Source organism: Phyllobacterium sp. A18/5-2 (genome assembly GCF_025452215.1).
Classification (GTDB): Bacteria; Pseudomonadota; Alphaproteobacteria; order Rhizobiales; family Rhizobiaceae; genus Phyllobacterium; species Phyllobacterium sophorae.
In genome coordinates, this window is record NZ_CP104967.1 from 65,666 (window position 1) to 88,315 (window position 22,650).

The following is a 22,650-nucleotide window of genomic DNA, read 5'->3' on the forward strand; positions in this document are numbered from 1 at the left end:
CGAGTGCATCATCTAGGATGTGGCAGTATTTGCTAAGGGCCCCCTCCGTGGCGCTTTTTTGGGGCATATGCGCCTCCGTGACTCTGATCTCGACGGCAAGGTCTGAGGAACGACCCGCCTACAAGAGCTCGCGTTCCGAGGAAGACTGGACCGCCCTCCGCGATCCTTCGAAGCGTACCGATCCGCTCGACGCGCTGAAATGGATTCCGTTGAACGGCGACGGATCGTGGTACATGACCATCGGCGGTGAGCTTCGGGAACGCTATGAATACTCCCGCTATCCCGTTTTTGGCTTAGGTGCGCCTGCACGCAATGACTACCTGCTGCAACGGGCGTATCTGTTTGCCGATGTTCATTACGGCCCTTATCTTCGCACGTTTACCGAACTGGCAAGTGGTCTCGTTACCGGCGAAGCCGCGGAGCCGTCGCCAACGCAAAAAGACGAGCTTGATCTTCTGCAGGGCTTTGGTGAGGTCACCCTACCGCTGTCGGAAGGAAAATTCTCCGTCCGGGCGGGAAGGCAGGAATTGAGTTTCGGATCATCGAGGCTGGTGTCAGTCAGGGAGAGTCCGAATATCCGTCGTTCTTTCGACGGCGTGCGGGTGTCATGGAGCGGACAAGACAGTGAGCATATCGATGCGTTCCTGACGAGGCCGGTCGCCCCGCAGACCGGAACATTCAATGACAGCAATGACCAAAACCAGGCCTTTTGGGGAGTTTACGCAACCGCGAACGTGCCCGGAATCGCCGACCTGAAGGCAGATCTTTATTATTTCGGACTGGAAAGGAAAAATGCGCGGTTCGCACAAGGGGCTGCTGACGAGCAACGTCAGACTGTGGGCACACGGCTCTTTGGCAGTCATGATGCGTTTGACTGGAACGTTGAGGCCGCTTATCAGTTCGGAACCTTCGGAACAGACAATATCAGTGCGTGGACGGCGTCCACAGACATCGGTTACACGTTCACGGATATCCTTTTTTCTCCCCGCCTCGGCCTTAACGCTGACGTCATAAGCGGCGATCACGACTTGCATGACCAAAGGTTGGGCACGTTTAACCCTTTGTTCCCCAAGCTTCCCTACTTTTCCGAGGCAAACTTGGCGGCCCCCGCCAACCTGATCGATATCCAGCCGAACGTCACATTACAGCTGTCGCCCAAACTCGAACTGAACGTCGGTTGGAACCCGCTCTGGAAAGAGGCCGAAGCTGACAGTTTTTATATCCCGCCGCTGAATCCGGCCAAAGGTACATCGGGGGGAACCGGGCGTTTTATTGGCCAGCAGATCACCGCGGCGGTCGGATGGCAGGTATCCGATCATCTAAGCTTCAACGGAACATATGTGCATTATTCTCCGGGCCAGCGGATCAGAGACGCGGGCGGGCGGTCCGGTGATTTTGTCTCGGCTTCGGCGCAATGGCTCTTTTAATTTAACCCTCCATCAGCCCTTCAATGGACCATCGAGAATTGCTGATCAGCATGCAGAAAAGGCGATTACAATGAAACCAAAGCTCCCGGCCCTTCTCAGTTTCAATGGCGGTTATGTGGACACAGCAGGATTTCTGGCACTTCAGGGACTGTTCACCGCCCACGTCACCGGAAACTTTGTGACCCTTGGCGCATCATTGGTTTACGGAACATCTGGAGCCCTTGCAAAATTGATGGCGTTGCCGGTGTTTTGCTGCATCGTCGTTTTAACCAGACTGCTTGGCTACTGTCTCACCAGATACAAGTTGCCCGTTCTCCGCACCATGCTATCGATCAAGTTGTTGCTTTTGACTGTCGCCGCTGTCCTCGCAATTTCTTATGGCCCATTCCCGGACGGCGACAGTTGGACAGCTTTGGTGACTGGGATGGTATTGGTGTCGGCCATGGCGATCCAGAACGCTGTTCACCGTATTCACCTGGCTACTGCGCCGCCGACAACGCTGATGACTGGCACGACCACTCAGATAATGATCGATTTCGCGGATTTGCTGCATGGGACAGAAGCCGACAAAATTGAGGGCGTCAGGCAAAGGGTCAAGAAGATGGTGTTGAGCGTCTTCGCCTTCGCCTGCGGTTGCGGGTTGGCCGCTGCACTCTATCTGATTGTCCAAATCGGTTGTTTCATTGTGCCCCCCTTGCTTGCTCTCGTCGCCCTCCTTCTTCGGGAAGCGTCGGGCGAACAGGTCAACTCATCTCTCTAATCAATCAGTACAGTCGCCTTGTTCAAAGGCTGCAATTTCCGACAAACCCCGTCGGCGGCTACCCGCTACTTTGCTGCAGGATTCCAATTTGAAGAGATCGATTTATGGCTTTCAAACTTCAACGGTGTCGACCACGACGTGGATGTGGACGATGACGCCCCTCTGTTGTGGATTCTGCGAGACATTCTTGGGCTCACAGGCACGAAATTTGGATGTGGTATGATGGAGCGCCGGACCACGGACAACGACAGCAAGTACGCCTGGGTCGAACGCGCTGGAAGCCTTGCTGTTCTTGGCCGCCAGGCAGAAGCGGAGGCAACCGTCAAGGAAGCACTCCAGCGTTACCGGACCTTAGCATCGAGACTATTGCCAATGACCAGGCCTTCAGTGCTGCCGAGCACCAGCGGCATATTGAGACGATGCGACGGGCGGGATTCCCGCCCTGCGCGACGCCGGAAGCGTTGGCGAAACTCGTCAAACCTGTGCGACTGGAAGAATGCAGCGCGGACCAAGATAAGTCGTCGGAGAACCATAGGACAGCTGGTCTACAAGCGGGCATGAGGCAGAAATACCCAAATGGCACGCCGGGCGCGTGGTGAAAGCGTCGGCCGGCCTGTTCGAGCATTGCGGCATGTATCCGGGCTACAAGGCGTGGGGGTCGTTCGGCTTTGAGACGCGATACGGCCGGAACGGTATTGCAGCGAGCACAACCGGGCTGATACGGACGAAGGCTAGACCGACAATCGCTTCTGACCAATGTAGATCTCGGCCTCCCGCGCAGCTTCGATAAACGCTTGCCGAGCCTTGGTGCGGGTGATTTTGCCGTGCAGCGCATCAAGACAGGCCTGGCGGGCCGCTGTGAGTTTTCGGCTATGTTTTATCGGCCAATCGTGAAGCATGAACTCGCTGGCTTCTTGCACGGACGAAATATTCCTCTCCTTGCCGACATGTTCGGTCATGACTGTCACATATGGAAATGGCAAGTCGCGCATACTCAATAAACGCGGGATTGGAATGCTGTGTGAACTGGCAGTTAACGCCAATTCCCCCTCCCCGACGTAGATTTCCGATTCTTTTGCTGCATCGATGAAAGCTTCGCGCGCAGTGTTGACCGCAACGGCCCTCTCCATCGCATCCAGACAGGCGATGCGGGCCTTCAAGTGCCGCGTGCCTTTCTGTGTCGGCCAATCATGGGCAAGGAAATCTCCGGCCTCTTCCACCGATGTTATGGTCCGATAGCGGCCGACCTCTTTGGTTGCAACGGTGACCGCTCTAAACGGATATTTGCGCATATCCAGAAACGCAGGTTGTTGATTTGCGGTTCCAAAAGATCAGCGTATAGTGCCCGCCGGAGTAGCCAGGGCAGATGCTTTGGAAGGCCCATTGGGTTCGCATTACGTGGAGGGGCGCCATGCCGCAACGACTCAATTTCAAATCAGATTGCCCGATGTGCGGGGTAACATATCTCTACATTCCAACCGGAGTGACCAATTCTACCGTCATCCATTGCAGTTCATGCAATACCCCGCTCGGGATGTGGTACCAGCTTGAGACGTCCTTTGTTGGGCAAGGTGGTTCAAAAGGCATACCCGGGATCGAGGACGAGCAGGTCATCCGAGAGGCGTAGCTCCCAATAATGAACATGTGCGAATGGAATCTACGGGCCACTGTGGTTCTGTAGCCGGCCATGCCGACTGAACGGAGACGCCGCGATGGACATTCGACTGACACTGATCGAGCTATGCGAGGCCTTCAATGCGCATGATCTGGATCGCATCATGACGTTCTTTTCTGATGATTGTGTCTTGGAGATGCCGCGGGGCAATGAGCCTTGGGGTTCTCGTTTCGAGGGCAAACGGAACGTACGAGAGGCGCTGGCAACACGCTTTGAAGGCTTGCCAGATGTTCACTACGGCAATGAGCAGCATTTTGTAGATTCGGCTGCCGAGACTGGCATCTCAAAATGGATGCTCACAGGCACCACCCTCGACGGGACGAAAAAGGAGGTCCAGGGTTGTGACTTCTACACGTTTCGCAATGGCAAGGTCGTCCGCAAAGACTCATACTGGAAAATCGTGGAGTAAAAGGCATTCCGCTTTTAGTGCCCAATGACTGCGTACCTCAGAGGTCACTAACCTTTGATTCCATCGAAAATGTCCATGAGTGCGATTTTTTGCCGAATACGATTGTTCGTGGAATTCTACAATCTCCATCAGTAGTAAGAAGTTTTTTCCATTGGGCACTACAGAGCAGCCCGCAGGCTGCCGAACGTCGAGCACCGCCGAATAAGGCGCTCAACGACCGGGCAGAGAATTTTCAATTGCCGTTGCGAAGCTTAACTGGAGGATTACAGCAGTTCATCTTGGTCTTTCTGCCTTCGCAACTTTTTCGTTCCAGTTAGCCAGGTGCATCGTGCGATGGTTGAAGGGACAATCCTATCGCGGCGCGATTTGATCCAGAAGGCAGGCGGTATCGATGAGCAATTCATCACCAAATGTTCCGCTTGTGCAGCGTGATGCAAGCCGGGCAATGAGCGAAGGCCCTTTTCGGGCGGCGATGTCCTCGATCACTCCAAGGTTTTTTTCAAAGAAGCCCCGGAATGCTTCCGGTACGCGCGGAACGGACAGGGTGTTCTGTGCGACAACAAGATGATCAAGTTCAAGCGCCTTGATGCGGTCGCTCAAAATAGCCGGGTCCTGCGTTAGTATGAGATCCCTCATAGCCAGCATGCGTTGCTGGATCGGCATGAAATAGCCGCGCTGATAAGCGATAGCCAACTCCCGGTTGAAAAGCGTCGAGCGATTTGTATAGACCGGCGAGAAATCGAGATCCCTGACGAAGCCGCCAACAACGGCTTCCTGCGGCAGAGCGGCAATTGCCGCCAGTAAACGGGGATTTTCAGGAGTGCTGAACTTCAATTTCACATCGCCGGCCAAATAGATGCCTCCGGCCACTGTGACCACGAAACCCGCAATCATTGAAACCCTTAACCGCTGCCAATTCTTCAAAACAATCGGCAAGGAGCGATTGCGAGATCCATCCAAGAACAAGTGGAAGAGTTGAAAGATATGGTAGCAACGAGAAGAAGGACATGTACCGGCTCGGAATGTGGAGCTTGAACATCGTAAGGGCCGCGACCGCAGCAAACGCGAAAGAGCTGGTGACGAGGAGAAGTGGCAGCGCCGATCGTGCCCTGGCGGAACTGCGCCGGTTGAACAACGCAAGAAACAACAGCACGGGTCCTGAAAAATACCAGACCGTCAGCCAGATTATTTTCGGATCTCCAAGATCATCGCATTTGTCGAAGAAAATTCCCGTTCTTGGCGAGCAGACGAAATTGATTGAGCCATCTTCGTTGAATATTTGACCCCGTCCGCCCGTCTGGAATGTCGGTATTTGTCTTGCTTCGGCAAGGGTCATCGTCGGCGAGAACTCGTTGGTTCCGGTCGCAAAGGGAAAAATACCGACCAAGGTGGCGACAGCAGCAATCACAATGATCGTGATCCGTCGGCGGCTGAAATCGATCCAGTGCGAATGCCAAGGCGTGAATGTCGAAAGGCCGATCATCCCGGACGTGACGAGTGCCATCTGCGGATAGGAACCGGCGAGCAGCAATTGACCCACGGCAGTTTGCCAGATCCTTTTGCGGGACAGCCCGTCAACAACAACGAGGGTGAAAATGGGCCACAACGCCCTCGGGGTTCCGCTGGTGACAAGATCGCCGCGTATCAGGATGTGGAGCATGAACGCCGTCGCAATAAATGCTATAATCGGCTCAAACCGGAAAGATCTCAGCAGGCGGTAGGCAAAGAACGCCATAGGCGGATAAAGCATGGCGGGCATAATCTTGACGAACATCACAGGCTCGATACCGGTGAGCCAGGCAAGCCGGAAAATTCCAGAATAAAACCATGGGCTGACCGACGACCAGTAATCGGCAATCAGATCGCCTTTTAAAAGGTTGGCGTCGCCGAAACGTCCCATCCATGACAAGAACATCCTAGCATCGTCCGGAATGCTTCCAGGGTGGTGGGAGGCTTCGAAGATAAATGCTGTGCAGGAAACCAACCCGAGAACGAGTGTCAACGGCAACCAGAAACGATCCTCGTCACGCCGTTCCAGTCTCGCCTTCACGAACGCGGAAATAGGGCACGATTTTCGCTCCACGGCGGGTGAGGCGTTCACGTCGACCTCTTTTTGTCAGACGGCCGCACCAGACCGATAAAGTCACCGACGAAAGGTGCGCCGGCAATGGCCGGAAGCACGTAGCGCAGGGTGGCGAGAATGCCAAGAAGCGCAGCCGATTCTGCTGTCAGATAGGGAGCGTAGAAAAAAATGATCGCCGCGTCGCGTGTGCCGACACCTGCAAATGTGAAGGGCAAAAGCCCGACCAGTATAGCCAGTGTCGCAAAGGCTGCATTTTGCAGAATGGGAACGTTGCCATGCAATGCCTGTGAGAACAACCAGAACTGGAACAGGTGCGCACCCCAAATCAATATGGAAAGGCCAATGACCGCAATTGCGTGTGAGGGACGCTGCCAGAACGTCTCGGATATGAGCTGCCAGCTTGCCGATGATTTTTCCAAGATCCTGCTAACTTTGCCCGGCATTATTTGGCCAAAGGTGACAAGCATGATGGGCAGGATACGCAGCGGCAGGATGATCAGCATCAGAACTGCGCAAAGACCCGCCACCGGTACGAGAAACAGGAGCATCGCGGGACGGCCAATGCCGACCACGACCAGCCCGCCGCACCCCCATACAAGCAGGGACATCATGTCCAGCGTTTTTTCCAGAATGACGGTAGCGTAGGCGAGCCCTGTATCCATGGAATGACGTTTGGACAGCACATGTCCCTTGGCCAGATCGCCAAGCTTGGATGGCAGAAACAGGTTGAGCGTGCTTGCAGCGAGGATGAGACGGTTGGCTTCAAGAAAAGAAATGCGGTTTTCGACGAGCAGCATGAACCGCCATGCCGTCAGCAGCGTAAGCGGTACCACGAAGAGAATGCCCGCCAGAAGCCACGAGCCATCTGCAGCGCGCATGGCCCTTTGCAAGCCGTCGGCATCCAGCGAAGCGTATAGCAGGGCTAGGATTAGCGAGCTTACGCCAAGACCGATCAGCTTCCGCATGCGGCTGGTTCGCTCTTCAGATTGCGCGCAAATTTCAGCTTCTGTCCCTTGTCGAGATCATTGACGCCGTCGATCTCGATGAAAGGCGTTTGCTGACTGTGCTGATAGACCCGCGCCATCACCGTTGTCGTCGACGTCTGATGACTGGAGATGCCAATCCGAGCGACGTCCTTCCAGTCTTCAGCGGCAGCGATCTCGTCGCTGACGCGCCAGCCGTCGGCGGTCCTTTCAAACTGCCTGCGGTAACTGAACGGTGCTGGAGACTTTCCTGTGACAAGAATCTGCTGGAGCAGCCGGCGTATTAGATTGGGAAAAAACCTGCCGAAGCTCATCATCAAACAACGCAGGATAACGTTTTTCACCGGCGTCAACCGAGTGCCCTTGGCCCAGCCCATCTGCCCAGAAACGCCGATCTTGCCGCACGATCGCTCGACGGACGAACCGCCGAGATGCGTCACCGCGACACGGCCGCTTTGTGTGCGTAGTGTAATCCCTGTATCGCTGGCAATGAGCCGCCCACCGGAAAAGAACTTGTAGACGCCGCCACGATACAGCGAAGCGACCAGCATGTCGCCTTTGGATCGCTCAACCATGAGACCGCAGCCGGGAAACCAAGTGCTGTCGGCACGAGCAATATTGTCTGACGGTCGAACTTGCTGGAACTCGCGCAAGGTAAAGAGCCAACCCCAGAGATGGTGACCTAGGATGCGATCATCGGAATAACAGGGCGTCGTCCGGCACATGACGGGAATGAGTGCAAGGTTGTTGATGCGCAGTGCATCGTCATGCCATGCACCTGCGATTTCAAAGCCGAACGGGAAAAAGTTCAGTGTTCCGCGGCTGGCATACTCACCGCCGACGGTGCCATCGGGATGGACGAAATTTGCAAAAAAATCGATGGCTGCCGTCAATGGCGTTCTTAGCTGCAAATCGGGTCTGCGCCGGTCAAGATCGGAAAGGAGACCAATCGTCAGAGACAGATAGCCGAGATCCGCGCCGCCATATTCGTCAAACCAGCCTTCCTCATGCTGCCAGGACAAAAGCCGCGTGAGCCGAGCGCCAATCTGCGCTTCGAAGGCCTGATCGGGATAGCGAATGCGGGCGCGCTCAAGGCAGGAAATGATCAGCGCCTCGTGGTTTGAGAGGCGGCCACTTTCCCTATGGGATGCCAGCCAATTGGCGCGGCGCTTGACAAAAGCATCGATCTCTTCATCGGCCTGCAAGCCGAGGATATCCATTGATTCAAGGATGGCGAACAGCGAAAAAGCGGCGGCACCGGCGGCTCGCTCGAAGGGATAATAGTCGTCACAGGAACTGTCCGGATGAGCAGAACGGGCTGCATAACGAATGCCTGCTATGACGAAATCGCGGATCAGCGGATCTTGATAATAGACATTGCCGGGCAGGTCCGGCATCGACCAAACGAGTGCCAGCGGCAGGACGAATTCCTGTGACATTCCGCACGGAAAATCGATCATGCGGTAGTGCCAATAGGCACGGTCGAAGCAGCCGTAAGTGGGACTGACGGGCACGCGGTCGAGTAATGTCAAAAGTTTTGGAATGTCGGCGAGCACAAGCGAGCGCCACCGCCTTGCGCAGAAATTCAGCCTGCATAGGATTCCGCCTGATCGCCCCTGCCGTCGCCCAGACGCTCGCGCCGCAATTGATACTGGATGTCCTCAAGCAATTTCCGGTTGATGCCGTGGAGTTCGCCCAGCAGTGCACAGAGCCAGCATAGCAAAGCCGCGATCAGCATGATCGCCGCAAGGATCAGACTTGGAACATGGCTCCTTGTCGAGTCGTCGAAATAGAAGGCCAGCCATCGAAAACTGAAGAAGAGCCCGATTGCCAGCGGGAACAGGCCAAGGAAGAAGAATGTCTGGCCGGGCCGATAGACGAACATTGATCTTAATATGGAGAGGCTCGAACGCAAAACGTAGCGCGGAATGCTGCGAACGAGGCGCGAAGGGCGGGTTTCGCCATTGACACGGATTGGGACGGAAACAATGCTGACGCCCGATCGTCCCGCTTGGATGATGGATTCAAGCGTATAGGTATAACTATCGAAAATGTTCAGTCGCATTGAGGCTTCCCGCGATATGGCGCGAAAGCCGCTCGGTGCATCGACGACGTTCGCGCCAGATGTGAAGCGGACCACCCAGCTTCCTAGGTGCTGCAGCAATTTCTTCATCGGCGAGAAGTGTTCGATGCTTCGTATGGGCCGGCTGCCCACCACCAGATGGGCGCGGTGCCCGACGATGGGCGCGACCAGCTTTGGAATGTCGTCTGCGTTATATTGATTATCGGCGTCTGTGTTGACGATTACATCCGCGCCTTCTTCCAGCGCGCGGTTGATACCGGCTACGAAGGCTTTCGCCAGACCGCGATTTACTGGGAAGTCGACGATGTGGTCGACGCAGCACTCTTTGGCGATCTCGACCGTTCTATCTTTACTGCCATCATTGACGACGAGCCACTCCACGGTATCGAAGCCTTCAACTTCACGGGGAAGATAAGAGAGGGTTTCTGCGAGTGTCCCTTCTTCGTTGAAGCATGGAATTTGAATAATCAGTTTCAAAACAGAAGATCTCCCGCGCAACACGTGGAAAAGCTAATCGGTATTGAGCCTCTCCTGACGTGTCAAGCCAGATGCCGTCAGACGACAATTTGGTGCCGACGTCGATACTATAGATCCAAGCATATCCTGGTCGATCAGGCGAATAAAGCCGGAAGACATTTGCCTTGCCGATAGAGTGCGGTGCACCCGTCTGTCACGATTGTCTTCGCCATTACGAATTGGCGAACCAAACCGGTCCGTCGGGCCACTTCAAGAGGATTTCACCTATTGCGTCGGAAGACGGTCATCGACACACAAAACCTGCTCTACACGAGAACCGCTCGGCACGCATAGGTCGAGACTGTGATACTTAACTCCAACTGCACGACGAGCTCCCTGCGCTCGAGCATTTCTGCAAGGTCGAGCGTGCCATCTGGCTCTCAGTCAAAAAACACTGCTCCGCGTCGGCGATGCTGATCAAGTCCGCCACGATCCCTGCAGACGACACCACTGCGACGGTTGTGCCAGGAAGGCGGGCACTGAATGGGCGATTTCGCAAGGCCGGGTTTAATTTCTGCAAGGTTCACACAAGCCGACGCTGCTAGCCCTGCAATGCTGGGTAAAAGTGCAGGAGAGAGTCTTGGGAATCCTTATTGGACTGGTTGTGACGATGGGATGTCTGCTTGGCGGGTTTATCGCCATGGGTGGGCATGTCGCCGTTCTCATGCAGCCATGGGAATTCGTCATCATCGGCGGTTCGGCGCTGGGCACCTTTCTCGTGGCCAATCCGTTTTCGGCGGTCAAGGATACCGGCCGCGCCTGCATGGAAGCCTTTACAAATAAGATCCCCAAGCAGCGTGACTATCTCGATGTGCTCGGCGTTCTTTATGCATTGATGCGCGAACTGCGCGCAAAATCGCGCAACGAGGTTGAGGTTCATATCGACAATCCGACGGAATCGTCGATCTTCCAGACATTTCCGAGTGTACTCAAGAACCACGATTTGACGCACTTCATCTGCGACTATTGCCGGCTCATCATTATCGGCAATGCTCGGTCGCATGAGATCGAAGCACTGATGGATGAAGAAATCCACACGATCTCCCGCGACAAGCTGAAACCCTACTATGCCATGGTAAGCGTTTCGGAGGGCCTGCCGGCACTTGGTATCGTCGCAGCGGTCCTTGGCGTCATCAAGGCCATGGGAGCGCTCAATGAATCTCCGGAGATCCTCGGGCACCTTATCGGCGCAGCCCTCGTGGGTACGTTTGCCGGTATTTTCCTGTCATACGGCGTCGTGGGTCCAATTGCGACCAAGATCAAGACGACACGCGAGAAGCAGAACCGTCTGTATACGGTCGTCAAGCAGACATTGCTGGCCTATATGAACGGCGCTCTTCCCCAGATCGCACTCGAATATGGCCGCAAGACTATTTCCGCCTATGACCGCCCGTCGATTGATGTGGTCGAGCAGGAAACGTTGACCCCTGCGCCCCTACAACAGGCCGCCTAGGATTAATCATGGACGTCGAGGCTGAACAGAAGCGACCCGATGTATTGGCAGAGAGCATTCTGCGCGCCGCCGGCATGTCAGTCGACGACCTCAAATCTTTCGAAACGGTCTTCCGCGAACTTGCCGCTTCGTTCGCTACAAGGATGGCCGCACAGACGGACGTCGCCGTCGGCGCCGAATTTGTCCGCATCGAGTCGCTGGAAAAGGACGATATCGCCGACACGCTATCGCGCTGTGGGCTTGTGGGCATGGTGCCCGTGGCAAAGTGGGGATCGCGGCTGCTGCTTGCCGCCGACCGCAGCTTCGTCGATTGCGGCATTGAAGCGCTTTTCGGTTCGGGCGCAAGTCTTGAGACCGGGAGTGCGGCAAGGGCGCTGACCACCGTCGATCTTGGCATTGCCCGTCAGGTTTTTGGCGATGTCACGGCGTCGCTCGATCACATGTTCTCCGGTGGGGCAGAGTCACTGTTTCAAATTGGTGATCTCGTCGAGGCTGCCCATCTGGCCCCCGGGACAGTCAGCGAAACACGCATGATTTGCTGTGCAATTGCACTTAAGGCCGCCGACCGGTCCGGTCAGATCCTGATCCTGTTGCCACGCTCCAGCTTCAAGCCAATGCAGGATGCTATGGCCCGCATGCTGCGTCAGCCTGCACATCATTCCGACCCGGCCTGGGCAAAGAAGCTGCGTCTGGAAGTCAGCCGTGCTCGAGATCGAGGTCGAGGCTTATTTGCAGCAGGGGTCCATGACCCTCGAACAGATTGCTCTCCTCAAACCAGGACAGGTCTTGCATTTACCTAAAGATGCAATCGACCACGTGCGGCTGCGCAGTGGCAATCAGGCGCTTTACAAATGCCGCCTTGGCAAGGCTGGCAGTGCATTCACCGTGCGGATCACCGATCCCGTCAATGAAGAAGAGGATCTCCTTGATGAGCTTGCCGCTGGTTAATCTCATTTCGATCACCCTGAGCGCGCTGTCGCTGGTCATCTTCTTTGCGGCGCTGCGAAAAGCCAATCGCCTGACAGCAATGAGCCGGGTCATGGCGCATCAGGTTGCAAGTTCAGCCGCCAATCTCCAGCAGGCGCTGGCGATCCTGCAGGCAGAGCGGGAAACCTGCCGCGACGAAAGCGTTCGGCTTGAAGCTAGGTTGCGCGATTCCGATCGCGTCCGCTCAGAGATCACCCGCGCCATCGACCTCGTCGAACGTGCCAAAAGCGACCTTAAGGACGGCGTTGGCCCCTTGCCGCTGCCAGTCCAGCCGTCGGCTGCAGTCCCTCCCTTTGTCGCCAAGGCCGCACCCGTTCTGCCAGCACAGCAGCCTGGCGCCCCGGCAAGGGCGCTCCCCGTTTTCGTCAACCGCATCGTGCGCAGTGCCGATGTAGCAAGCGCAGTCCTTTAAACCTCTTTTCGTTCAGGACCCTTAAGATATGACCACAACCGACAAGAACTCGATCGAAGACGAGCTTAACGAGGCAATCGAAGAACTCAAGCGCGACGACCCGCAGCCGAGCCGCAAGCCAGCGGGTTCCAAGCCCAACATCGACCTCATCATGGGCATCCCGGTTGACGTTCAGGTGGTGCTGGGCTCAACCTCAATGCCCGTCGCCAATTTGATGAAACTCGGGCGCGGTGCGGTCGTTACGCTCGACAAGCAGATCGGCGACCCGGTGGACATCGTCGTCAACGGCCGCGTCATCGCCAGGGGTGAGGTGATTGTTCTCGAAGACGACAGTTCGCGCTTCGGTGTCAGCCTGACCGAAGTCATTGGCAGCGGCGTCTAGCCGCGCATATCACTTGTAACCTTAGAAGCCGGTCCGCATGAGCGATCAAGAAACACCCCAAAGTGCAAGCGCCATTCAGGATTTGTCGGGCCCCGAAAAAGTGGCTGCACTGCTGGTTGCGATCGGACGCCCATCCGCATCCAGGCTTCTGAAGCATTTCACCGCCGATGATTTGCGCTCGCTCGCCGGTCATGCCCGCAAGCTCGAACCCATTACGCCGGGGGATTTCGAAGAACTGGTGAAACAGTTCGAAAATGCCTTTGCCGATGGCGCGCCGGTTTCAGAGGCCGGCATGCGCTTTGAGGGGCTGCTGCGCGAAACGCTCTCGGCGGAAGATGCCAGCGCTGTCATCGAGAACCGGCGACCGGAATTGCTGACACAGGAATCGGTGTGGGATCAGCTTCCGCGTATTCCGGCCGACGTGCTCCACACCTATCTGGTCGCCCAGCATCCGCAGGTCACCGCCTATGTGATTTCCCGGCTGCCGTCGGATATTGCGGCCAAATTGCTGATCCGCTTCAGCGCTAGAGAGCGCAGCGCCATCATTCAGCGCACGCTGCATATCCGCAAGGTTGGACCATCCATATCCGCGATGCTGGAAACGCTCCTGCAGCGCGAAGTGACCGGAAAGGACAACACAAGCGCGCAAAAGAGCCATCACGGTACGATTGCCAATATCATCAATCAGCTCGAAAAATCCGAGATCGACGAATTGCTCGCCGGTCTGACGGACCTTGGCGTTGATGACCTGGCCAAGATCAAGGCCAAGCTCTTCACTTTCGAGGACATTGCGCGCATCACACAGCGTGCCCGGCTGGTGCTCTTCGACGAAATCCAGACGGATGTTGTCACAACGGCTCTGCACGGCTGCGAACCGCAGTTGCAAGAGCTCATCCTGCAATCCCTATCGACCCGTGGGCGCCGCATGGTCGAAACAGAGCTCTCCAGCCAGACCAATATCAATGCCAATGCGGTCACCGAGGCGCGGCGCGTCATTGCCCGCACGGCGATTGCCCTTGCAGATCGCGGCGATCTCAAGCTCGACGCGGAAGTACCCGCAGCATGAAACGCAGTTAATCGATGTCAGAGGGCGCTGACAAAGAGAGCAAAACGGAAGAAGCGACTGAGAAAAAAATCAGTGACGCGATCGAGAAGGGCAACCTCCCCTTCTCTCGTGAAGCACCCATCCTCGCCTCCATCATTGCGTTTTTGGTCATTATGGTCTTCGTCGCCGTACCAGGTGGATTGAAACTGACGGCCTTGCTGTCTGAGCTGCTCGATAAATCCGACGACTGGCGCCTCACCAGTGCTGACGATGCACGCCAGTTGTTCTCTATTATCGGCGCTGCGGTCGGGATCGCCCTGTTGCCAGTATTGATCATCATCCCAGGGGCCGGCATCCTCGCCTCGGTGTTGCAGAACGCACCGCGTATCGTCGCCAACCGGATCGAGCCGCAGTTTTCGCGCATCTCGATCGCTAAAGGCTGGTCACGCATTTTCGGCGCTGCAGGGCGTGTCGAGTTCCTAAAGTCGACATTCAAATTCGCCGCAGCCAGCATTATCGTCTTTATGATCTTTTTCGAGGACACTCATTTTTTCGTCGACGCGATCATCACCGAGCCAAACGCCCTGCCGGAACTGATCCGCAGTCACCTGGTGCGTTTGCTTTCTTCCATTGCGATTGCCGTTACCGTACTTGCCGCATTCGATCTGGCCTGGACCCGCATCCACTGGCGCAGCGAATTGAGAATGACCCGGCAGGAAATCAAGGACGAGCACAAGCAAGCAGAAGGCGACCCGCTGCTCAAATCCCGGCTTCGCTCACTTGGCCGTGACCGGGCACGGCAACGCATGATTGCCTCGGTCCCGACAGCCACGCTGATCGTCGCAAATCCGACACACTTCTCGGTTGCTCTGCGCTATGTTCCGGCCCGGGATTCAGCACCGGTGGTCGTGGCCAAAGGACAGGATATTATTGCCCTCAGGATCAGGGAGATCGCGGAGGCTCATGACATACCGGTGTTCGAGAATATTCAACTGGCACGCTCACTTTATAAGCAGGTTCAAGTCAATAACGTAATTGCCCCGGAATTCTACAAGGCAGTGGCCGAACTTATTCAATTTGTTAATGCGCGCCGTCGATAGTTGCGGTGGCTGCAATCGGATGAATGTATGAAGAGAACCCAATATTCCGTCGCCCGCGTCGAGATCATCTCCGAACACCTGGTGGAGGTCATTGAAGATCTCCGGCTCGTCGATGTGGCGGACTATATTGCTTTCATCCGCTGCGAGCTTTTCGGTAATATTGCTGACATCGTCAACTCAGCCACGGAACTGACTTTCTATCCAAATATGCTGACTTTTGGTCTCGGCGGCGAATACACGCTCGACTGGAACTCTTCACCCAAGGTGATGCTTGATCTGGAATTCAGCAATATGGGCGTGAACGCCTATTTTCGCCTGACGCTGGCGGCAGACTCCACCGAAATCGATCTGCACCATCTGCGTTTTGCCGACACCGGACGCAGCCCCGCCGACAACACGGCCCTGCTTGCAGCCGCATTTGAAGACGCGCGCCTTCCACAATTTACGACACCAGCGAATGGATGAGCGACCGATCTTCTCGTCGACTACTTGAACCTGTTGGTTATGACCGGCATCTGGATAACGCCCAACGCCAGTGCCGTGGCAACGGTCGACGTGCGGTTGGAGCAGCCAAGCTTGTTCTTGGCGTTTTGCAGATAAGTGACCACGGTCCAGCGAGCGATGTTTAGAATTTCGCCAATTTCGCCATCGGTCTTGCCGTTGGCTGCCCAATAAAGGCAATCAATCTCGCGCTTCGTCAGAAGGTTTTCAACGGCGGCGGCCAACACCGGGTTGCGGTTGCCGTGCAGTGTGTTGTGAAGCCGGGTCGCCACGGCAGCCAGTCGCTTGCGCGTGCGATCGATGAAAGCGGTCTGCTCGGAGGTTTCGATGTGGAAAGTGAACTCGGTGATCCCTCGAAAGCCGTAGGAATTGCACGCATCGACAGTAAGAAAAAGATTGCCAAGACCGCGCAACTCACAGTCCCGCAGAAATTGTTTTGACTGGGCTTCCAGCCCGGTTTCTGCAGACAGATTGCGGATTGTGCCGGGAGCATCGGCCGGGCGCGGGGAAACCGTGATCCCCTGCACGAGAGGATCAACCTTGTAGTAGTTCTTAGCCGAATAACGAAGAACCCAGTTCATGGGCAAGGTTGTCAGCACCGATATTTCGGGCGCTGAACCTTGCTGCGGGCCGGCCGGAGCCGAATGGCCAATATGCGTGATATGCCGGCAGCTCAGTTGCTGTCTGATTTGCACAAGCATTTGAAGGGTGTCGCCAGTGCCATTACCGCTGAACAAACCTTGCTGGAATTCCGGGAAATGGGCCAGATCAAAATACATCGGGGACTCGAACCATTCCTCTTAGCAGGCCTAATATGCCGACATCGTCATTAGGATCTTTAAAAATCGAGATTGCTGTAAATGCTAAAGAATCAACAACGTGTGTATGGTTGCACCAGCTTGGTGCAGCATACAAGCAGTGAGCAACGTATTTCACCTAATTGCAACGGTATGGCAATTTAAGGTTGACAATCCCATATGTCTTGTCCGCAACTTGTTGGGGCAAGAGGCCGAGGATGATCGCGAATTGGTGCGTAAATCCACGCTTTTATCAACGAATCCGACTGTTAACCGTAGCGAGATATCCCTACTATCCTTGGTTGTATTGCCGCATGGTCAAACCAATGAATGATGATTTCTTCGATACGCTTCCGGTTTTCGTGCATTTCGAGGGGGTCGCCGACACCGGCAATTACAAGCCCCTGCCCGATGACTGGGTGCTGGCAACGGCTGACATTGTCGGCTCGACCAAGGCGATCAAGGCGGGCCGCTACAAGGCGGTCAACATGGCCGGCGCCAGCGTCATCTCCGCCATCCTCAATGCACTTGGCAAGCGCAGCTATCCCTTTGTCTTCGGCGGCGACGGTGCATTGGTAGCGCTTCCCGCTTCGGCTGTGGATCGGGCGCGCGAAGCGCTTGCCGCAGTCCAGGCCTGGGTTGCCGATGATTTGCAATTGAGCCTGCGTGCAGCGCTTGTGCCGATGCGCGATGTAAGGGCACAGGGGCTTGATGTGCGTGTCGCCCGGTTCAGCGTCAGCCCCGACCTCTCCTACGCCATGTTTGCCGGAGGCGGAGCGAGTTGGGCGGAAGCGCGCATGAAGGCAGGCGAATACACGATCGAGGCAGCGCCATCCGGAACGCGGCCCGATCTTGCCGGCCTGTCATGCCGCTGGAATCCGATCCAGGCGCGTAACGGCGAAATCGTGTCAATCATTGCCGTGCCTGGCACGCCCGGCGCGAGCGCAAAGTTTCAGAAGCTGGTTACCGACATCATTGCCGTTGCCGCTGAACAGAACCGCGGCGCCCACCCGCTTCCGGCCGAAGGCCCTCCCATTATCTTCAACACCAGGGGCGTTGAAACGGAAGCTCGGGCCACCGCCCCTGTTGGCCAGCGATTTTATCGCAAGCTTGCGATTATCGGTCAGATCATCTTGCTCTTTGCGCTCGACAGGCTGGGACTAACCGCCGGAGGGTTCGATCCGAAGCGGTATAAGATTGAGGTGGCACAAAATTCCGATTTCCGTAAATTCGACGATGGCCTCAAAATGACGATCGATATCGATGCCGAACGTCTTCGCCGGATCGAGATGCTTCTGGAAGACGCTTCAGCTGCCGGTATCAGCCGCTATGGATTGCACCGCCAGGATTCCGCTCTCATCACCTGCTTCGTGCCGACACCACTCGCACATGATCACATCCATTTCATCGATGGCGCCGCAGGCGGTTATGCGATGGCCGCGAGCAATCTGAAGTCGAAGCTGTCATAAATCTGGCGGCAGCTACGACTTCACAATATGCTTGCCCATCAGTCCAAGCTTCGCGAAGATGTTGCGGGTGTCGATAATGAGGGGCGCCCATCTGCCCAATGCCGCATAGTCTATACCATCATGATCGGTCGAGATCAGCACAGCGTCGTAAGATCTCACATTTGCCTCGGTCAGATCTTCGGATTTGCGGCCCTTGAGCGTCATATGTTCGCGTGTGGTCGGGATTTCGGCGACGAAGGGGTCGTGGTAGTCAGCACGTCCCCCACGTTCCTCGATAATCTCAATCAGCCGCAGTGAGGGGCTTTCGCGGATATCCGGCACGTTCTTCTTATAGGCCAGGCCAATAATCAGCACGCGTGAGCGGCTGAGCGCCTTGCCTGCCCGCACGTCAAGGGCTTCGGCCAGGCTGCTGACGACATAGCGCGGCATGGCAGAATTGATTTCACCGGCCAGTTCTATGAACCGCGTCGGCAGCTCATATTCACGCGATTTCCACGTCAGATAAAATGGATCAATGGGGATACAATGGCCCCCCAGACCTGGGCCTGGATAGAACGGCATATAGCCAAACGGCTTGGTTTTTGCAGCCTCGATGACTTCCCAGATGTCGATGCCCATGGCCGCGTAGACAACCTTCAGTTCGTTGACCAGCGCAATATTGACAGAGCGGAAAATGTTCTCCGTGAGCTTGACTGCCTCGGCCGTCGCGTTGGAGGAAACCGGTACAACCGTTTTCACCGCCGCGCCATAAAATGCCTGCATCAAGTTTCGCGCCGCTTCACCATCACCGGCGACAATTTTCGGGATCGTGGCCGTGTGGAAATCGCGATTGCCCGGATCCTCCCGTTCCGGCGAAAAGCCGAGATAAAAATCAATACCGGATTTGAGACCCGTTTCCTCGAGGATTGTCTTAACGACATCGTCGGTCGTGCCGGGATATGTCGTCGATTCCAGGACGATCAATTGCCCGGGGCGCAAGGTTGCTGCAATCGAGCGGCTTGTCGCCTCCACGAACGAAAGATCTGGATCGCGGTGTTTGGTCAAAGGTGTCGGCACACAAATGACAATGACGTCGCATGTTGCAAGTTGGGCAAAATCACTCGTCGAGTGGAATCTGCCCGCCTTTGCCTCGTTTGCCAGCGCCTCATCGTTTACCGCTTCTATGTAGGAGCGCCCGGCATCGAGCGCGACGATCTTGCCTGGATCGATGTCGAAGCCCGTAACGGCAAAGCCGCTGCGCGCCAGCGTGATTGCCAAGGGAAGTCCTACATAGCCAAGGCCGATGACACCGGCATGGGCCTTGCGCGTTGCAATTTTGCCTGAAAGGTTTTCGTATGGAGAGGAGGTCAAGACGATCTCTTTTGTGCGAGCGCAAATGCATTCAAGTGACGTTTAGATGGCTTCTATCAAATTGCCTGTCAAGCGAGCGGTTGCAGACACGTCTTCTCACGATCAAGTGACTAGTCCCTATTGTTTAGGTTGGATGACATCCCCATGTGAGTGACTTGGAAAACAACGACTGATAAAGGACCGCCCGTCGAGCTACCCGCTCAAGTCGTATCGGACCGGTGAGATTGCGCCGCCGGCTTACCTGTGCCAGCGTTGACACCGTCGCCCGATTCACTCATTTTCATCTTGGCCCGGCATGCCTTGAGTGTGCTCTGATCACGCTGGGCCGGCAGTAGTGAAGTACCGGGGAACGGACGTGGCTCGCATTTGCAAGGATCAAGGATGAGCACGACCCAATCTGACGTATCCGTCATACTTCTCGACAAGGTAGCTGACTGGCTGACGCAATCTTCGCTTGCGGGCGAAAATCTCGAAACAATCGTACGCGGCTTTTGCGAACGTATTGCAGCGGCCGGCCTGCCAATTGCCCGCGTCAATCTTTCGTTTTCCATGCTCCATCCGCTCTATGACGCCCTCGGATTCACCTGGAAGCGGTCGAGCGGCATGACGGTCGAGGGCTATCGGCACGATCCAGGCGGAAAACCCGAACGCTTCTTGCTGAGCCCGTATTTTTATCTGCTCACCAATAATCTTGAACATGTGCGCCGCCGCCTCGATGTTGACGGACCGATGGAATTTCCGGTTCTCGACGAATTGCGCCAGGAAGGCGTTACTGACTATCTTGCTTTCCTGCAGCCTTTTGGCGGCCAGTCAACGCAGGGGATGATGGGTTCCTGGGCCACCGACAGTGGCGGAGGGTTCAGCGATGCCATGATCGGCGCGCTTTTGCGTCTGCAGCATCATTTGGCTGTGGCTGCAAAGATGGCGGTTCTTGGCAAGCTCGCCGACAATATGCTTACGACCTATCTTGGCGGCAATGCCGGCAAACGCGTCCTCAATGGCCAGATCCGCCGCGGCGACGGCGAGACCATCCGGGCGGCACTGGTGATGGGCGATATGCGCCAGTCGACGGTGCTGGCCGAAAAGGAAGGTCGCCAGGCCTACATCGATACGCTCAACCATTTCTTCGATGCGATCGCTGCGCCATTCAACCGCAGCGGAGGAGAAATCCTCAGCTTCATGGGCGACGGCTTTCTGGCAGTGTACCCTTGCGGGCGGCACAAGGATCCCTCGAAGATGGCGTGCGAAGCCGCCCTGTCGGCTGTGTTCAAGGCGCAAGCGCGCGTCGCCGAACTCAATAAAGAGCGGCGCAAGGATGGTTTAAGCGATATCCGCTACGGCATCGGCCTGCATGTCGGCAATGTGATGTTCGGCAATGTCGGTCTGAAGGACCGCCTGACCTTTTCTGCCTTCGGTTCAGCAGTAAACGAGGTCCAGCGCCTGCAGGGCCTTACCAAGAAATATTCACGCGAAGTGATTGCCAGCCAGGCATTCGCCACCTATTGCGGCGGGGATTGGACCACTTTGGGAGAGGAAAAAATTGCGCGGCGTTGGCCAGAAGGTCACGGTTCTCTTGCCCAAGTCGACTGGCGAGACCGTTCAGCTGGATGACGCCTATGACGATGTCGCCTATGACGGCCTGTCGGAAGCCGAGCAGGTCATGCTTCTGCACCGCGATGCCAAAACGCAACGACCCTTGCTCGAGAAATTCATGCAATGATAGGAAAGATCCTCGCCATGGCTCTTCTCGCCGCCACTTTCAATTTAGCCAGTGCGGCAGCGGACCCGGCGGGCGACGTGCTTATCGATAATTTCGATGGCAATGACTTTTCGCCGGGCGGCGGACTTTATTATCGCGAAAATTTCGAGCAGCGCGCCGGAACGGTGGAGTTTCAATCTGAAGTCAAGCAGAGCGGCACAGGCGCTTTGAAGCTCAGTATCAAGCCATTTTGTCCAAATACGAATGAGGATTGCAGTGAACGGGCCGAGATCTGGGAGAAAACCGAACGGCGCGTGCCCTATAACGAGGGCGTCTGGTACGGTTTTTCGGTCAAATTTGCCGATCCCATCCCACGCGGCGACCATCGTTATCTGATCGCACAGTGGAAACGTGAAATAGGACCCGAAGCGGTCGGCGACTTCAGTCCCTTCCTCGCGCTTCGTCTCAACCAGGGCAAATTGTTTGCCACCATCGAGACCAATTATGTCGCGCCTTCAAAGGCGCAAGGATCAAGCAGCGTTAAGGCGTGCGGCGATAAGCGGACGCCGGTATGGTTCCGGCCGGACACCAACCAAATGCGCGCGCTTGTTGCGACAGACACAAACTGGACGCCGCAAGATGGCAGCCAGTTCAACAGCTGCACCGATGCGATCGTCGTGACCGATCACGGCAACAAACTACCAACGCCGGATTCCGGCTGGATCGACTTTGCCATCTATACCAAACCCGGTCCTGATGGCTCCGGCCACGTCGAGATTTTTGCCAACAAAAAATGGATCGTGACGGTCAAGGGCCATGTCGGGCACGCTGACAAGGGTCTTGGTGCCAATCAATACTTCAAGTTCGGTCCTTATCGCGCCGCGGACAAGACCGACTGGACCCTCTATTACGACAATTTCCGCCGCTCTCCTCGCTGCGCCGATGTTCTGGATGCGGATATCTGCCCCATGCCCTAGGCGCGGCTTTCAAGCTTGCGCAAGGCGCAGTGAGTCTGACAGTCTGATCGGCGTCGAGGTGTCGTCCCTAGGGTTCATCACGCTTTGGCACCTGCCTTTTATCCCGGCACCAAGATGCCGGGAATTTTTTTCCACATCTTCGCGGTGATCGGTGGCACTTTCTAGGTGCCTCCCTTGACGAGAAGAGCCCATATGGTTTGGGTCATCGCAACATTCGATGAGACGGGATCGGTAAACCAGGGAAAATTCTATGCGTCTCGAACGCGCATTGTAGATTTTGGATCCGATCCACGCACCTCCCATACGGGCCGGCGGCATCGGCGCGCTCCGGAAGTCGGCCACCATGGCCGCTCGTCAATGTCGCGCCACAGCGTCAATTTTTGCAGTAGCGGGTCGTCCGATGGATCTGATCCGACTAGCTTTTTCATCGGACGATGTTTCCAATTCTTCCGCTGTAAGCGCGGCTCCACCCACAAGCTTTGGGCTATAGTTGATGTTTCCACCGCCCTCGTCACCCCTCCGCTACGCGTCTGAGGGCTCCG

21 protein-coding genes and 2 pseudogenes are annotated in these 22,650 nt (G+C 56.0%); 15 read left to right on the forward strand and 8 right to left on the reverse strand.

Annotated features, from left to right (window positions below):
* Positions 1-77 precede the first annotated feature (77 nt).
* Together N8E89_RS18800 and N8E89_RS18805 are read left to right on the forward strand one after the other, a co-directional pair.
* Positions 78-1,427 carry an alginate export family protein gene (locus tag N8E89_RS18800; protein ID WP_262262751.1) on the forward strand — a complete coding sequence of 450 codons (1,350 nt, stop codon included), beginning with the start codon at positions 78-80 and terminating at the stop codon, positions 1,425-1,427.
* Between the two features lie 70 nt (positions 1,428-1,497).
* Positions 1,498-2,187 (forward strand): YoaK family protein, encoded by a 690-nt coding sequence (locus N8E89_RS18805; RefSeq protein WP_262262752.1) that lies wholly within the window; start codon positions 1,498-1,500, stop codon positions 2,185-2,187.
* A 731-nt stretch (positions 2,188-2,918) separates the two neighbouring features.
* Here N8E89_RS18805 and N8E89_RS18810 read toward each other — a convergent pair.
* Entirely contained in the window at positions 2,919-3,479 is a 561-nt protein-coding gene (locus N8E89_RS18810) for a DUF982 domain-containing protein (protein WP_262262753.1), read from the reverse strand.
* A 420-nt stretch (positions 3,480-3,899) separates the two neighbouring features.
* Here N8E89_RS18810 and N8E89_RS18815 point away from each other — a divergent pair, with 420 nt between their 5' ends.
* Complete coding sequence (locus N8E89_RS18815) at positions 3,900-4,271, forward strand: nuclear transport factor 2 family protein (RefSeq protein ID WP_262262754.1); 372 nt, start codon at positions 3,900-3,902, stop codon at positions 4,269-4,271.
* A gap of 351 nt (positions 4,272-4,622) precedes the next feature.
* On the opposite strand, the gene N8E89_RS18820 is transcribed toward N8E89_RS18815, so the two are convergent.
* From N8E89_RS18820 to N8E89_RS18840, 5 genes are all read right to left on the reverse strand, one after another.
* The gene (locus N8E89_RS18820; RefSeq protein WP_262262755.1) at positions 4,623-5,105 is read right to left on the reverse strand and encodes a hypothetical protein; all 483 of its coding nucleotides are present in this window, start codon (positions 5,103-5,105) and stop codon (positions 4,623-4,625) included.
* Complete coding sequence (locus N8E89_RS18825; protein WP_262262756.1) at positions 5,086-6,186, reverse strand: hypothetical protein; 1,101 nt, start codon at positions 6,184-6,186, stop codon at positions 5,086-5,088. Before N8E89_RS18825 ends, N8E89_RS18820 begins: the two co-directional genes overlap by 20 nt.
* A 182-nt stretch (positions 6,187-6,368) precedes the next feature.
* The gene (locus tag N8E89_RS18830) at positions 6,369-7,319 is read right to left on the reverse strand and encodes a lysylphosphatidylglycerol synthase transmembrane domain-containing protein (RefSeq protein ID WP_262262757.1); all 951 of its coding nucleotides are present in this window, start codon (positions 7,317-7,319) and stop codon (positions 6,369-6,371) included.
* The gene (locus N8E89_RS18835; protein ID WP_262262758.1) at positions 7,307-8,893 is read right to left on the reverse strand and encodes a hypothetical protein; all 1,587 of its coding nucleotides are present in this window, start codon (positions 8,891-8,893) and stop codon (positions 7,307-7,309) included. Before N8E89_RS18835 ends, N8E89_RS18830 begins: the two co-directional genes overlap by 13 nt.
* 29 nt (positions 8,894-8,922) lie before the next feature.
* Complete coding sequence (locus N8E89_RS18840; RefSeq protein WP_262262759.1) at positions 8,923-9,897, reverse strand: glycosyltransferase family 2 protein; 975 nt, start codon at positions 9,895-9,897, stop codon at positions 8,923-8,925.
* Between the two features lie 395 nt (positions 9,898-10,292).
* On the opposite strand from N8E89_RS18840, the pseudogene N8E89_RS29395 reads away from it, so the two are divergent.
* The 9 genes and pseudogenes from N8E89_RS29395 to N8E89_RS18880 all read left to right on the forward strand — a co-directional run.
* Positions 10,293-10,481, forward strand: a pseudogene (locus N8E89_RS29395) (hypothetical protein); the annotation flags it as partial.
* A gap of 35 nt (positions 10,482-10,516) precedes the next feature.
* The gene (motA, locus tag N8E89_RS18845; protein ID WP_315975721.1) at positions 10,517-11,389 is read left to right on the forward strand and encodes a flagellar motor stator protein MotA; all 873 of its coding nucleotides are present in this window, start codon (positions 10,517-10,519) and stop codon (positions 11,387-11,389) included.
* An 8-nt stretch (positions 11,390-11,397) separates the two neighbouring features.
* Positions 11,398-12,189 (forward strand): flagellar motor switch protein FliM, encoded by a 792-nt coding sequence (locus N8E89_RS18850; protein WP_262262760.1) that lies wholly within the window; start codon positions 11,398-11,400, stop codon positions 12,187-12,189.
* On the forward strand, positions 12,134-12,337 hold the full coding sequence (locus tag N8E89_RS18855; protein WP_262262761.1) for a FliM/FliN family flagellar motor C-terminal domain-containing protein: 204 nt from the start codon (positions 12,134-12,136) through the stop codon (positions 12,335-12,337). The genes N8E89_RS18850 and N8E89_RS18855 overlap by 56 nt, the downstream gene beginning before the upstream one ends.
* Complete coding sequence (locus N8E89_RS18860; RefSeq protein ID WP_262262762.1) at positions 12,318-12,788, forward strand: BAB2_0123 family type IV secretion system effector; 471 nt, start codon at positions 12,318-12,320, stop codon at positions 12,786-12,788. The genes N8E89_RS18855 and N8E89_RS18860 overlap by 20 nt, the downstream gene beginning before the upstream one ends.
* 28 nt (positions 12,789-12,816) lie before the next feature.
* Complete coding sequence (fliN, locus tag N8E89_RS18865) at positions 12,817-13,170, forward strand: flagellar motor switch protein FliN (protein ID WP_262262763.1); 354 nt, start codon at positions 12,817-12,819, stop codon at positions 13,168-13,170.
* A gap of 37 nt (positions 13,171-13,207) precedes the next feature.
* Complete coding sequence (locus N8E89_RS18870) at positions 13,208-14,236, forward strand: flagellar motor switch protein FliG (protein ID WP_262262764.1); 1,029 nt, start codon at positions 13,208-13,210, stop codon at positions 14,234-14,236.
* Between the two features lie 14 nt (positions 14,237-14,250).
* Positions 14,251-15,315 carry an EscU/YscU/HrcU family type III secretion system export apparatus switch protein gene (locus N8E89_RS18875; RefSeq protein WP_262262765.1) on the forward strand — a complete coding sequence of 355 codons (1,065 nt, stop codon included), beginning with the start codon at positions 14,251-14,253 and terminating at the stop codon, positions 15,313-15,315.
* Positions 15,316-15,342: 27 nt separating this feature from the next.
* Positions 15,343-15,780, forward strand: coding sequence for a BspJ family T4SS effector nucleomodulin (locus tag N8E89_RS18880; RefSeq protein WP_262262766.1), 438 nt, complete (start codon positions 15,343-15,345; stop codon positions 15,778-15,780).
* A gap of 20 nt (positions 15,781-15,800) precedes the next feature.
* Here N8E89_RS18880 and N8E89_RS18885 read toward each other — a convergent pair whose 3' ends face one another.
* The gene (locus N8E89_RS18885) at positions 15,801-16,595 is read right to left on the reverse strand and encodes a helix-turn-helix transcriptional regulator (protein ID WP_262262767.1); all 795 of its coding nucleotides are present in this window, start codon (positions 16,593-16,595) and stop codon (positions 15,801-15,803) included.
* Between the two features lie 344 nt (positions 16,596-16,939).
* On the opposite strand from N8E89_RS18885, the gene N8E89_RS18890 reads away from it, so the two are divergent.
* Positions 16,940-18,082: a DUF3095 domain-containing protein gene (locus tag N8E89_RS18890; protein ID WP_410010426.1), complete on the forward strand. Its 1,143-nt coding sequence runs from the start codon at positions 16,940-16,942 to the stop codon at positions 18,080-18,082.
* A gap of 12 nt (positions 18,083-18,094) precedes the next feature.
* Here the strand turns inward: N8E89_RS18890 and N8E89_RS18895 are convergent, their stop codons facing one another.
* Positions 18,095-19,432: a nucleotide sugar dehydrogenase gene (locus N8E89_RS18895; protein ID WP_262262769.1), complete on the reverse strand. Its 1,338-nt coding sequence runs from the start codon at positions 19,430-19,432 to the stop codon at positions 18,095-18,097.
* A gap of 381 nt (positions 19,433-19,813) precedes the next feature.
* Here N8E89_RS18895 and N8E89_RS18900 point away from each other — a divergent pair.
* Positions 19,814-21,152, forward strand: a pseudogene (locus N8E89_RS18900) (adenylate/guanylate cyclase domain-containing protein).
* Positions 21,149-22,108 carry a polysaccharide lyase family 20 protein gene (locus N8E89_RS18905; protein ID WP_410010427.1) on the forward strand — a complete coding sequence of 320 codons (960 nt, stop codon included), beginning with the start codon at positions 21,149-21,151 and terminating at the stop codon, positions 22,106-22,108. The pseudogene N8E89_RS18900 and the gene N8E89_RS18905 overlap by 4 nt, the downstream one beginning before the upstream one ends.
* The last annotated feature ends 542 nt before the right edge of the window (positions 22,109-22,650 follow it).

Bases quoted from the DNA above. Each gene is read 5' to 3' on its own strand.
- N8E89_RS18805 (WP_262262752.1), top strand. From the start codon at position 1,498: ATGAAACCAAAGCTCCCGGCCCTTCTCAGTTTCAATGGCGGTTATGTG.
- N8E89_RS18810 (WP_262262753.1), bottom strand. From the start codon at position 3,479: ATGCGCAAATATCCGTTTAGAGCGGTCACCGTTGCAACCAAAGAGGTC.
- N8E89_RS18815 (WP_262262754.1), top strand. From the start codon at position 3,900: ATGGACATTCGACTGACACTGATCGAGCTATGCGAGGCCTTCAATGCG.
- N8E89_RS18825 (WP_262262756.1), bottom strand. From the start codon at position 6,186: ATGTTCTTGTCATGGATGGGACGTTTCGGCGACGCCAACCTTTTAAAA.
- N8E89_RS18830 (WP_262262757.1), bottom strand. From the start codon at position 7,319: ATGCGGAAGCTGATCGGTCTTGGCGTAAGCTCGCTAATCCTAGCCCTG.
- N8E89_RS18850 (WP_262262760.1), top strand. From the start codon at position 11,398: ATGGACGTCGAGGCTGAACAGAAGCGACCCGATGTATTGGCAGAGAGC.
- N8E89_RS18855 (WP_262262761.1), top strand. From the start codon at position 12,134: ATGACCCTCGAACAGATTGCTCTCCTCAAACCAGGACAGGTCTTGCAT.
- N8E89_RS18860 (WP_262262762.1), top strand. From the start codon at position 12,318: ATGAGCTTGCCGCTGGTTAATCTCATTTCGATCACCCTGAGCGCGCTG.
- fliN (WP_262262763.1), top strand. From the start codon at position 12,817: ATGACCACAACCGACAAGAACTCGATCGAAGACGAGCTTAACGAGGCA.
- N8E89_RS18870 (WP_262262764.1), top strand. From the start codon at position 13,208: ATGAGCGATCAAGAAACACCCCAAAGTGCAAGCGCCATTCAGGATTTG.
- N8E89_RS18875 (WP_262262765.1), top strand. From the start codon at position 14,251: ATGTCAGAGGGCGCTGACAAAGAGAGCAAAACGGAAGAAGCGACTGAG.
- N8E89_RS18880 (WP_262262766.1), top strand. From the start codon at position 15,343: ATGAAGAGAACCCAATATTCCGTCGCCCGCGTCGAGATCATCTCCGAA.
- N8E89_RS18885 (WP_262262767.1), bottom strand. From the start codon at position 16,595: ATGTATTTTGATCTGGCCCATTTCCCGGAATTCCAGCAAGGTTTGTTC.
- N8E89_RS18890 (WP_410010426.1), top strand. From the start codon at position 16,940: ATGAATGATGATTTCTTCGATACGCTTCCGGTTTTCGTGCATTTCGAG.
- N8E89_RS18905 (WP_410010427.1), top strand. From the start codon at position 21,149: ATGATAGGAAAGATCCTCGCCATGGCTCTTCTCGCCGCCACTTTCAAT.